The sequence below is a fragment of the Streptomyces sp. NPDC014727 genome (genome assembly GCF_043083485.1).
Taxonomy (GTDB): Bacteria; Actinomycetota; Actinomycetes; order Streptomycetales; family Streptomycetaceae; genus Streptomyces.
The window spans coordinates 306,580-318,323 of sequence record NZ_JBIBYR010000006.1; the positions used below are offsets into that span (position 1 = coordinate 306,580).

9 protein-coding genes and 2 rRNA genes are annotated in these 11,744 nt (G+C 68.8%); 5 read left to right on the forward strand and 6 right to left on the reverse strand.

Annotated features, from left to right (window positions below; all coding sequences use genetic code 11):
* Positions 1-58 precede the first annotated feature (58 nt).
* From ACF1B9_RS13295 to mtnA, 4 genes are read right to left on the reverse strand one after another with little or no spacing between them, the layout of a single operon-like run.
* On the reverse strand, positions 59-1,921 hold the full coding sequence (locus ACF1B9_RS13295; RefSeq protein WP_391743908.1) for an LpqB family beta-propeller domain-containing protein: 1,863 nt from the start codon (positions 1,919-1,921) through the stop codon (positions 59-61).
* Complete coding sequence (mtrB, locus tag ACF1B9_RS13300; RefSeq protein ID WP_391743907.1) at positions 1,911-3,935, reverse strand: MtrAB system histidine kinase MtrB; 2,025 nt, start codon at positions 3,933-3,935, stop codon at positions 1,911-1,913. The genes ACF1B9_RS13295 and mtrB overlap by 11 nt, the downstream gene beginning before the upstream one ends.
* Before the next feature lies 1 nt (position 3,936).
* Positions 3,937-4,626, reverse strand: coding sequence for a two-component system response regulator MtrA (gene mtrA, locus ACF1B9_RS13305; protein WP_007448372.1), 690 nt, complete (start codon positions 4,624-4,626; stop codon positions 3,937-3,939).
* A 4-nt stretch (positions 4,627-4,630) separates the two neighbouring features.
* Complete coding sequence (mtnA, locus tag ACF1B9_RS13310; RefSeq protein WP_391743905.1) at positions 4,631-5,770, reverse strand: S-methyl-5-thioribose-1-phosphate isomerase; 1,140 nt, start codon at positions 5,768-5,770, stop codon at positions 4,631-4,633.
* A gap of 140 nt (positions 5,771-5,910) precedes the next feature.
* Between mtnA and ACF1B9_RS13315 the strand changes: the two genes are divergently transcribed.
* Genes ACF1B9_RS13315 through ACF1B9_RS13335 form a run of 5 tightly spaced genes read left to right on the forward strand, consistent with a single transcriptional unit; the run spans position 5,911 to position 11,364 of the window.
* On the forward strand, positions 5,911-7,140 hold the full coding sequence (locus ACF1B9_RS13315) for a glycerophosphoryl diester phosphodiesterase membrane domain-containing protein (RefSeq protein WP_391743903.1): 1,230 nt from the start codon (positions 5,911-5,913) through the stop codon (positions 7,138-7,140).
* A gap of 4 nt (positions 7,141-7,144) precedes the next feature.
* Entirely contained in the window at positions 7,145-7,834 is a 690-nt protein-coding gene (locus tag ACF1B9_RS13320; protein WP_391743902.1) for a DUF4129 domain-containing protein, read from the forward strand.
* Complete coding sequence (locus tag ACF1B9_RS13325; protein ID WP_391743900.1) at positions 7,831-9,045, forward strand: DUF4350 domain-containing protein; 1,215 nt, start codon at positions 7,831-7,833, stop codon at positions 9,043-9,045. The genes ACF1B9_RS13320 and ACF1B9_RS13325 overlap by 4 nt, the downstream gene beginning before the upstream one ends.
* A complete protein-coding gene (locus ACF1B9_RS13330) occupies positions 9,042-10,043 on the forward strand; it encodes an AAA family ATPase (RefSeq protein ID WP_391743898.1) in 1,002 nt (333 codons plus the stop codon). The genes ACF1B9_RS13325 and ACF1B9_RS13330 overlap by 4 nt, the downstream gene beginning before the upstream one ends.
* A gap of 10 nt (positions 10,044-10,053) precedes the next feature.
* The gene (locus tag ACF1B9_RS13335) at positions 10,054-11,364 is read left to right on the forward strand and encodes a DUF58 domain-containing protein (RefSeq protein ID WP_391744068.1); all 1,311 of its coding nucleotides are present in this window, start codon (positions 10,054-10,056) and stop codon (positions 11,362-11,364) included.
* A 113-nt stretch (positions 11,365-11,477) separates the two neighbouring features.
* Here ACF1B9_RS13335 and rrf read toward each other — a convergent pair.
* Together rrf and ACF1B9_RS13345 are read right to left on the reverse strand one after the other, a co-directional pair.
* Positions 11,478-11,594, reverse strand: a 5S ribosomal RNA gene (rrf, locus tag ACF1B9_RS13340).
* Between the two features lie 77 nt (positions 11,595-11,671).
* Positions 11,672-11,744 (reverse strand): 23S ribosomal RNA (locus tag ACF1B9_RS13345); the annotation flags it as partial.

Consider the following 11,744-nt stretch of genomic DNA (forward strand, 5'->3'; position numbering starts at 1 on the left):
CCACCCCTGTGGAAAACACGACGCCGGACGCGCGGTTCCCGGCCCGGACTCACGGGTCTCAGCCCGGGTAGACCAGCGACCAGCCTTCCTTGACCACCGTCTGCCAGTTGTCACCCGGCGACAGCTTCACTATCCCGTCACTCAACGTGGCCGCCATCAGCGGCAACTGCTCGTCGTCCGCCGCCGCGACCGACGACACCTGGTTCACGCCGGGCAGAACGCCGGACGCGGGCGTCGAACCGTCCGCCTGCACATAGCGCACCTGCTGGACGCCGCCCTGCTCCTTGCCGACCACCACGAGACGGCTCCGGCCCGACCACGACATCGCGGTCACGTCCGTCAGCTGGGGGGCGGCCTGGCGCAACTCCACGACCGAGACCTGCTGATCCGTCTCCGGCCCGTGCCGCTCGATCCGGCCGATCTTCAACGTGGTGTGGCCGTCCTGGGTGACCAGGAGCGCGATCCGCACTCCGTCCGCGGACATCCGCAGCGCCTCGATCCGACCGTCCAGGCCCGGCACGGCGACCGCCTCCGGTCTGCCGTCCCCACCGGCCAGCCGCAGCAGCCTGCGGTTGCCGGGATCCCGGTCGGCCACCCAGAGGTCGCCCCGGCCGTCCCAGCTCGGCACCGACAGACGGTCGTTCTCGTCCGCGGCCTTGCTGGTCACCGAGGCAGCCGGAAGCTCGCCGTCCGAGACGATGGACGACACATAGAGGCTCCTCTTGTCCCGCGAGACCGCCGCCGCCGACTGCTCGTCCCTGGCCACACCGACCGTGCCCATCTGCACCGGCCCGTGGCCGAGCGGGCCGGCCACCGTCTCCGGGGTGCCACTGCCCTTGGTGCTGCCAGGAATGCGCTCCACATGCCCCTTGCGATCGATGAAGTACTGGCTGTCCGGACCGCTCGACGAGCCGTCAGGGGCGAACTCCTCCGCCTGATCCGTCCCGAGAACGCACAGCGGGGAGCCGTCGGAGCGTTGCAGCTCGACCTGCTCGACCCGTGCGGACGTCAGGTCCCGCAAGGTGTACAGGATCTGAGAGGCCATCATGCGACAGGAACGCTGCCCGACGCCGTCCGCCTTCTTGCTGAGCGGAACCTTCAGAACATTGCGGTCGTCGGGGGTCAGGGAGGTGACGCCCTTCTTCAGCGTCGTACCCGGGGGAAAGCTGGAGCGGACCACCGGGCGCAGCCAACTGGTCGGCCCCGCCAGCAGGCTTCGGACGGCCTGCGTCACGGTGTCCATCTTGGTGGCAGGGTCCGTCCGGCTGCGGAGGTAGACGGGGTCGGCGACCAGCGTCGACTGCGCCTCCCCCCGCCCTGCGGCGAAGTAGTACTTGTCGACGGAACGGTAGAGGCGTTTGAAGTCCGACTGCCCGAGCAGAAGACCGTCCGGCACGGCATCGATGCGCCACTCCTTGCCCTCCGGCCCGTTCTCTCTCACCAGACGCAGCGTCTGGTCGTAGTCCGTGGGCGCAAGCGGCTGATAGACGCTCTGGGCGTCGACCGTTGCCACCATCTCACCGGTCAGGGTGTAGGTGACGTCCGTGGCGCCGGGGTCTCTGTCGCGGAACGGGCGGTCGCTCCGGTTCGGCGCCTTGGTGAGCACCGTCGTGAACGCGCTCGGCCTCCACTTGCTCGCCGCCTTCTTCGTCAGGTACATGCGGGTCGTCCTGAAGCCCGGGTCATCGCTGGTCATGGACTCCAGGAAGCCGTCGACGACCTCCTCGGGGGTGGCGTTGTCGCGCGGCGCCACGGCGTACACCTGTACCTGGGAGTCACCGGGCTGCGATGCGTCCACAGCCTTGACGTCCCCGGTCACAGGCATCGAGCTGCACGCGGACAGCAGCAGGACACCGCATCCGAGCAGTGCGACCAGCCCCGGCACACGCTCATGGCCGCCCCTGTGACGGTCAGTGCCCATGGTTCGCGTCCCCCCGGTCCGGGTCCTGCCCTGCAGAGTCGAAATCTCCGCCCGGCCGTTCCTCTGCGGGGCGCGCGACCACGCGTGCGCCACTCCCCGGCAGGGCCGCCGGATGCACCGAGACCGGCGCCGTCCGGGAAGCCACGGGAGCACGCGAGGGTACGGGCAGTGCGGCGCGGTCGTTGCCTCCGGGCTGGGCCGGCACTGCCGTCAGCCGGTGCTCGCTCCCGGTCGTGGGAGCGGTCGCGGCTCGCTCCCGGTTCTCCCGATTGCGCCGGGAATCCTCGGGTTCCAGCGGTATCGGCGATCCGCGCAGCGGTTCGTCCGCCGTACGCGGCAGAGTGAGCCGGAACTGCGAGCCGCCGCCCGGCTCGCCCCATGCCTGCAGCCAGCCGCCGTGCAGCCTCGCGTCCTCCACGGCGATGGACAGTCCGAGTCCGGTGCCGCCGGTCGTCCGCGCGCGGGCCGGATCGGCCCGCCAGAAGCGGTTGAACACCCTCGTCGCCTCGCCCGGCTTGAGCCCCACACCGTAGTCCCGCACGGCCACGGCGACCGCGCCTCCGGCCACCCCCATCCGCACCACGACGTCCCGGCCCTCGCCGTGCTCCACGGCGTTCACCACCAGGTTGCGCAGGATGCGTTCGACCCGCCGTGCGTCGGCCTCCGCGATCACCGGCTGCTCGTCACCGCTCACCCGGATCCGGGTGCCCTTGCGCTCGGCCAGCGGCTCGGCCCCGCCGATCACCCGTCGCACGACCTGCCGCAGATCTATCGGCTCGGCCTCCAGCGCCGCGGCGCCCGCGTCGAACCGGCTGATCTCCAGCAGATCGGAGAGCAGCGACTCGAACCGGTCGAGTTGATCCCCGAGCAGCTCCGCGGAGCGCGCCGTCACGGGATCGAAGTCGCTGCGGGCCTCATGGATGACATCGGCGGCCATCCGCACGGTCGTCAGCGGTGTCCGCAGCTCGTGGGAGACATCGGAGACGAAGCGCCGCTGCATCCGCGACAGCTCCTCCAGCTGCTGGATCTTCAGCTGCAGATTCTGCGCCATCTTGTTGAAGGCCTCACCGAGCCGCGCGATGTCGTCCTCGCCCGCGACCTTCATCCGTTCCTGGAGCCTGCCGGCGGAGAGCCGCTCGGCGATGCCCGCCGCCATCCGCACGGGTGTGACGACCTGCCGCACCACGAACCACGCGATGGCCCCGAGCAGCACGACGACGAACAGCCCTGCTGTTGCCAGCGTTCCCCTGACCAGCGTCAATGACTTCTCCTCCTGCGTCAGCGGGAAGAGGTAGTACAGCTGGTAGGGATTGTGGTCGATGTCGTACAGCCGTTTACCCACGACGAGCCCGGGCTGCGACGGCTGCCCGTTCGCGTACTGGATCCAGGAGTACGTCTGGAACGCCCCGGGGCCCTTGTTCACGGAGTCCCGCAGGCTCTGCGGAATGCTCACCGCCTCCACGCTGCCCGAACCGCGCGGCGCACGGGTGCCCTCGTCGGCACTGAGCGCCACCACGTTGAAGGCGTTCTTGCCGCCGCTGGCGAGCTGGTCGACGAGTTCGGTCCGCCAGGAGTTGTTGGCCGTGGTGCCGTCCGTCGTGTCACCGCCCTGCCCGCCAGGGACGAGCGGAGCGTTGGCCTTCTCCTGGGCTGCGGCGAAACCGCCGGCGGCCTGGGTCTGGGCAGCCTTGCCCTTCGCGTCGAGAAGGCCGTTGCGCACCTGCCCGATCACGACGAAGCCGAGCAGCAGCACCACACCGAGCGACATGAGCAGCGTGCCCGCCACGACCCTCAGCTGCAGATTCCGCCGCCACAGCCGCACAGCCGGCAGCAGCGGACGCCGCACCCAACGCATCAGCAATCGCGGCACAGGACCGCCGAGCGCCCAGTCCTGGATCAACCGGCCACCCTGCAGAAGACGCCCCACCGGGGACGCCTTGTGTCCTGGAGCAGCAGCCCGCTCCGCACGGGCTCCCGGCTCCCCGGGCTGCGGAGCAGCGCTACCCAGGGACATGTCAGCTCGGTCCGGCCTTGTAACCGACCCCTCGGACGGTCACCACGATCTCGGGCCGCTCCGGGTCCTTCTCGACCTTCGAACGCAGTCGCTGGACATGCACATTCACCAGCCGGGTGTCGGCAGCGTGACGGTACCCCCACACCTGCTCCAGCAGCACCTCACGAGTGAAGACCTGCCACGGCTTGCGGGCGAGCGCGACCAGCAGATCGAACTCCAGCGGGGTGAGGGCGATCGACTGCCCCTCCCTCTTCACCGAGTGACCGGCCACATCGATGACCAGATCCCCGATGGTCAGCTGCTCCGGCGCCGGTTCCTCGGACCTCCGCAGACGTGCCCTGATCCGGGCAACCAACTCCTTAGGTTTGAACGGCTTCACGATGTAGTCGTCGGCCCCGGACTCCAGACCCACCACCACATCAACCGTGTCGCTCTTGGCAGTGAGCATGACGATCGGCACACCCGACTCGGCCCTGATCAACCTGCAGACCTCGATGCCGTCCCTACCGGGCAGCATCAGATCCAGCAGGACCAGGTCCGGCTTGGCCTCTCGAAATGCGGCAAGTGCCTTGTCGCCGTCCGCTACGAACGACGGCTCGAACCCTTCACCACGCAGCACAATCCCGAGCATCTCGGCCAGTGCGGTGTCGTCGTCGACGACAAGGACGCGTCCCTTCATAATCGACATCATCCCATTAGCTAATCGTTACCTGCGATGATCTGGCACACAGCTCTGCCAGTCCGACCCCCATGACCGGGGAAACCACGCCCCCCTCCGTGACAATCGCCGTGACCAGCTCCGGCGGTGTGATGTCGAACGCGGGGTTGTACGCCGGGGCTCCCGCGGGCGCCACAAGCACCCCACCGGCGTCCCCGCCTGCGGCCCCTGCCCGCAACGATGTGAACTCCGTCACTTCACTCCCGGGTCGCTGCTCGACGGTGATCGACGCCCCGTCCACGGTGTCCAGATCGACGGTCGTGGTCGGCGCCACGACGATGAACGGTACGTGGTGGTACTTCGCGAGCACCGCCAACGGGTAGCTGCCCACCTTGTTCGCCACCGATCCGTCCGCGGCGATGCGGTCCGCCCCGATGAGCACGGCGTCCACCTCCCCGGCGGCGAACAGCGAGCCCGCGGCGTTGTCCGTGAGCAGGCTGTACGGCATGCCATTGCGCGCGGCCTCGTACGCCGTCAGGCGCGCCCCCTGCAACAGCGGACGGGTCTCATCCACCCACAGCCGGCGCAGCCGCCCCTCCCGGTGCGCCCCGAGCGCAACCGCGAAAGCAGTGCCCTCACCGCCCGAGACGAGCGCCCCCGAATTGCAGTGGGTCAGCAGTTGATGGCCGGGGCCCGGCAGCAGTTCGTCCAGAAGAGCGAGCCCGTATCGCGCCATACGCCCACTGGCCTCGGCATCTGCCCGGTGCAGTGCCCGGGCCTCGGCCAGCGCCGCCTCGGCTGCCCGCTCCGGACCGGCCCCCTTTCCGACAGCCGTCCGGTACGCCCCGGCTGCCCGCCGCACCCCGTATCCAAGGTTCACCGCGGTGGGCCTCGACCCCTCCAGCAGCCCTGCGGCCTCCACCACGTCATCGCCTCGCACCGCTGCGAGAGCCACTCCATAGGCCCCCGCGATGCCCAGCAACGGCGCTCCGCGTACCGCCAGCACCCGGATCGCCCGCACCAGCGCGGGAACATCGGTGCACACCAGCTCGACCTCCTCGGCAGGCAGTCGCGTCTGGTCGAGAAGCACCAGTGCGGGACCGTCCGGAAGGTCATCCCAGCGAAGTACGGCGTGAGGCTCGATGCCCATACGCGATTGCGCGTCCTGATCAGCCATCCGCCCAGTCTGCCCGGTGAGCCGCCCACAAATGAAGGTACGAACGAGATACGACGCCAGACCCGTACCGGAGCAACGCGTGGCACGATGGCTGCCAACCTGCCGTCCCGATGCGCGGACAGGACCATGAAGGAGCGAGAATGAACGACACTCCGGGCTGGGCCTCGCCCGGATCTGCCCCCTCCGAGGGTCAGGGGGCAGGCGTCCCCCGGCCTTCCGAGCCCATCGACGGCAGCGGCCCGGCGGCGAACTGGTCCCCCACGCAGCCGCCCGCAGGGCAGTGGTCCCCACCAAGCGCTCCCGGCACAGGCCCCGGCGCACCACCCCCGGCCCCCGGCTGGGGCGGAGGGCCTCAGGGCCACGGCTGGGGCCCCGGACCTCAGGGCCACGGCTGGGGGCAGCCGCCTGTGGCGCCCAAGCCCGGTGTCATCCCGCTCCGGCCACTCGGCGTCGGTGAGATCCTCGACGGTGCGGTCTCCACGATGCGCGCCCACTGGCGCACGGTCCTCGGCATCACGTTGACGGTGTCCGTGATCGCCCAGGTCGCAATCACCCTTGTGCAGCGCTATCTGCTGCCGGAACCCGCGGCGATCGACCCGAACGCCACCGGCTCGGAAGCACTCCGACAAAGCGCCGACTCGGCTCAGTCGGCACTCATCAACAATGTGCCGTCCCTGCTGATCACCATGATCGCCACGTTGATCACGACATCCGTACTGACCGTGGTGATCAGCCGCTCGGTGCTGGGCCGCCCGGTGACACTCGCCGACGCATGGCGCGAGGCCCGTCCCCGCCTTCCCCAGCTGCTCGGGCTCACGCTGCTGCTGGCCCTGATCAGCGCCGCCATCATGACGGTCGGCCTGTTGCCGGGCATGCTGATCGGCTCCACCGCAGGCGCCGGGCTCGTCGTCATCGGGCTCCTGGCCGCGTTCGTCGTCGTCATCTGGCTGATGGTCCGCTTCTGCCTCGCCTCGCCGGCCCTGATGCTGGAGCGGCAATCGATCACGGCCTCCATGCGCCGCTCCGACAAGCTGGTCAAGGAGGCGTGGTGGCGAACCTTCGGCATCCTGGCTCTCACCTGCCTGCTCACACTCGTCGTGTCCGTGATCATCGCCATCCCGTTCAGCATCATCGCGATGACCGTGGACGGCGGCGGTATGAACCGCTTCCTCACCGACGGAACCACGGATTTCGGCTGGCCGTTCCTGATCGTCTCCGGCATCGGCCAAGTGATCACCGCAACGATCACCTACCCGCTCTCCGCCGGTGTGATGGCCCTGCTCTACGTCGATCAGCGCATCCGTCGCGAGGCACTCGACCTCGAACTCGCCCGGGCGGCCGGCCTGCCCGGATACGACACCAGGAGCTGATGCCATGTCGGGGGCGGGGGGCGCGACAACGGCACGGCTACTGATCCGCACGAGCGGCGGCGTACCTGTGGACACTCCGCGTGTCCCCGCCCGCGAGGCGGCAAAGCACGAGTTGTCCAAACCGATGTACCACGAGAACGATCCCAACCTCCTCCAACGCGGCATCGACCGTCTCTGGGGCTGGATCGGCGATCTCCTGAGCACGGCCTCCGGCGTCGCGCCGGGCGGCTCACTCGGCCTTGCCGTACTCGTACTGGTCGTCATCGGCCTGGTCGCCGCACTCTGGTGGCGGCTGGGCACCCCCCACCGCGCTGTGCGTTCCTCTGACGCCCTCTTCGACGACAGCCCCCACAGCGCGGCCGAACACCGGTCGGCCGCCGAGGCCCACGCCGCTGCACATCGCTGGAATGAGGCGGTCCAGGAACGCATGCGAGCCATCGTCCGTGCTCTGGAAGAACGAGCCCTGCTCGACCCCCGCCCCGGACGTACCGCCGACGAGGCCGCCGCCGAAGCGGGCCATCCGCTGCCCGCACACGCCACGCGACTCCACGCGGCCGCCAAAGCATTCGACGATGTCGCATACGGCGGCCGCGCCGCGGACCAGCAGGCGTATCTGGACCTGCGAGCTCTTGACCTCGATCTCGAAGCCGCGAAGCCTCTCCTGACATCCGTGGTCCAGGGAGCAGTCGAATGACCGAGGTCACCGCCGTCCCCACCACCTCGGCCTCCCGCACCCCACGCCAGATCTGGTCCCGCACCCGCGGCCTGCTGCTCGCCCTGCTCGTACTCCTCGCAGCCGGAATCACTCTGGCAAGCATGCGCTCCGGTGACCAGCACGGCCGCCTCGACCCCCGTTCCGCCGACCGCTACGGCAGCCGGGCCGTCGCCGAGCTCCTCAAGGATCACGGCGTCTCCGTTCACGTGGCCACCACGCTCGACGACGCCACGGCCCAGGTCGGCGCCGATACCACGTTGCTCGTCACCTCCCCCGATCTGCTGACACCACGCCGGCAGAGAGAACTGAGCGCCACAACCGCACGCTCGGCCGGTCGAACCGTTCTGCTCGCTGCGGGCCCGACGTCCGTGGGCACCCTGCTCCCCGGCGTCCGCGCGGAGTCCCGGCGACCGGTGGCAACCCTCCCCCCTCAGTGCTCCTTGCCTGCCGCCCGCAACGCCGGTGATGTCGAAACGGGAGGCTTCCGCTACTCCTCGGACAGCCTCGACACCCTCGGCTGCTTCCCGAGCGAGGGTCTCCCCACCCTGCTCCTGGCCGAACACAGCGCGGGCGACACCGTTCTCCTCGGTTCGCCCGACCTTCTCTACAACGACCGACTCGGCAACCAGGGCAACGCCTCCCTGGCTCTTCAACTTCTTGGTTCCCGCCCACATCTGGTCTGGTACCTCCCCTCGCTCGCTGATGTCTCCGCTGCCGCCGACAACGGCGCGGACCATGCCGACGGCGCCCAGAGCAGCCGCAGTTTCGCCGATCTGATCCCCCGAGGCTGGCTGTGGGGCACCCTGCAACTCGCACTCGCCGCTGTGCTCGCCGCCGTCTGGCGGGCCCGCCGTCTGGGCCCCCTGGTCACCGAGCGGCTGCCCGTGGCCATACGGGCCTCCGAATCCACCGAGGGCCGAGCCCGCCTCTACCGAAGGGCGAACGCCCGCGATCGGGCCGCAGATGCACTGCGTTCCGCCACACGCACTCGCCTAGCCCCACTCATCGGCGTGTCCCCGCGCGATGTCCATTCCCCCGCAACGCTCATCCCTGCTGCTTCCGCCCGGGTCAGCGCCACCCACAGCGACCTCCAAGCCCTGCTCTTCGGTCCTGCTCCGTCCGACGATGACGCACTTGTACATCTGGCAGACCAACTCGACACCCTCGAAAGAGAGGTACGCACGTCATGACCGCCCCGCCTTCTGTGCCCGCCGGCACCACCGAGACTCTCGGGAACGGCGACACAGCCCGCGCATCCCTGGAAGCGCTGCGCTCCGAGATCGCCAAGGCCGTGGTCGGCCAGGACCCCGCAGTCACCGGACTCGTCGTCGCTCTGCTCTGCCGAGGCCACGTCCTCCTCGAAGGTGTCCCCGGCGTGGCCAAGACCCTCCTGGTACGGGCTCTTGCAGCCTCACTCGAACTCGACACCAAGCGTGTCCAGTTCACCCCCGACCTGATGCCGAGCGACGTCACGGGCTCACTCGTCTACGACGCCCGCACAGCAGAGTTCTCCTTCCAGCCCGGCCCCGTCTTCACCAATCTGCTTCTTGCCGACGAGATCAACCGAACGCCTCCCAAAACGCAGTCCTCCCTCCTGGAAGCAATGGAAGAGCGCCAGGTCACGGTCGACGGAACCCCCCGCGCCCTGCCCGACCCTTTCCTCGTCGCCGCCACGCAGAATCCCGTCGAATTCGAGGGCACCTACCCGCTCCCAGAGGCCCAGCTGGACCGGTTCCTCCTCAAACTGACGGTGCCCCTGCCGTCCCGCGACGAGGAGATCAGCGTCCTCACCCGGCATTCCACGGGCTTCAACCCGCGCGACCTCGAATCAGCGGGCATACGCCCCGTCGCCGGTGCGGCAGACCTGGAAGTTGCCCGCGATGCAGTCGCCCGGACCAAGGTCTCCCCCGAGATCGCCGGCTACGTCGTCGATATCTGTCGTGCCACGCGTGAATCCCCCTCGCTCTCCCTCGGAGTCTCTCCCCGAGGCGCAACCGCTCTGCTGTCGACCGCCCGGGCCTGGGCCTGGCTCACCGGCCGCGACTATGTCATTCCGGATGATGTGAAGGCCCTGGCGCTCCCCACACTCCGCCACCGCATCCAGCTGCGGCCCGAGGCGGAGATGGAGGGCGTCACCCCCGACTCCGTCATCACCGCAGTCCTCGCCCACGTACCCGTACCCCGATGAGGCGGTGAAAGTGGCCCTCACCGGACGTACCGCCTTGCTGGCCGCCCTGGGGTCACTCCCCGTAGGCATCCTGGCTCCCAGCTGGACAGGCATGCTCGCGGTCAACGCACCGCTCTCTCTAGCAATTCTGTGCGACTACGCCCTGGCTGCACCAGTGCGAACGCTTAAGTTCACTCGATCTGGTGATACAACTGTTCGACTGGGCGAGACCGCGGAAGTACAACTCACCGTAACCAACACTTCCCGTCGTCGACTGCGCGCACACCTCCGCGATGCCTGGCCTCCCAGTAGTTGGCCCGCCGGAGCCGACCGGGCGTCATCGCGTCATGCGCTGACGGTTCCGGCGGGGGAACGCCGACGGCTGAGCACCACCCTGCGACCGACACGGCGGGGTGACCGCCGGGCCGCACGTGTCACCGTCCGATCTTTCGGCCCTCTTGGGCTTGCGGCCCGCCAGGGAAATCACGAGGTGCCCTGGACGGTACGTGTCCTGCCGCCTTTCACCAGCCGTAGGCATTTGCCGTCCCGCCTCGCCAGGCTCCGCGATCTCGATGGCCGCACCAGTGTCCTGACACGTGGAGAGGGCACGGAGTTCGACAGTCTCCGCGCCTACGTGCCTGGTGACGACACGCGCTCCATCGACTGGCGAGCCACGGCACGTCAATCCGCCGTCGCAGTCCGGACGTGGCGACCCGAGCGGGACCGCCACATTCTCGTTGTCCTGGACACCGGCCGTACATCGGCGGGTCGTGTAGGCGACGTGCCCCGTCTCGACGTCTCTCTGGATGCGGCACTGCTTCTCACCGCACTTGCCACTCGAGCGGGCGATCGCGTCGATCTCCTCGCCTACGACCGCCGTATCCGCGCCCACGTCCGGGGCCGGTCAGCCGGGGAAGTCCTGTCGGCCATGGTGAATGCCTTGGTGCCGGTCGAACCGGCACTCGTGGAAACAGATGCCCGGGGACTGAGCGCTGCCGTGCTGGCCGGCGCCCCTCGTCGCTCCCTGATCGTGCTCCTCACAGGCCTGGACGCAGCCCCCGTGGAGGAGGGCTTGCTGCCCGTCCTCCCCCGACTGACTCAGCGCCACACCGTGCTGGTGGCTTCGGTGGCTGACCCGCACGTCGAAAAAATGGCCGAGGCCAGGGGAAGCGTGGATGCCGTCTACCAGGCCGCCGCCGGCGCACAAGCCCGAGCGAGACGGCTTCGCACGACAGAGCAACTACGACGTCACGGCGCGGTGGTTGTCGATACCGCCCCGGACAATCTCGCCCCGGCTCTCGCCGATGCCTACCTGGCCCTCAAGGAGGCAGGTCGCCTCTGAATCGGACCCCCACATCAACGGAATCCACTCATCGGGGAGGAACCCCGCCCGATGGACCCTGAAACGCAGAGAAGCCCCGTGCCACAAGGGCACGGGGCTTCTCCGTAAAAGGAGTTCGGCGGCGTCCTACTCTCCCACAGGGTCCCCCCTGCAGTACCATCGGCGCTGAAAGGCTTAGCTTCCGGGTTCGGAATGTAACCGGGCGTTTCCCTAACGCAATGACCACCGAAACACTATGAAATTAACCAACACCGGAAAAACACGGCCGTTCGTTATTTCAGAACAAACACAGTGGACGCGAGCAACTGAGGACAAGCCCTCGGCCTATTAGTACCAGTCAGCTCCACCCGTTACCGGGCTTCCACATCTGGCCTATCAAC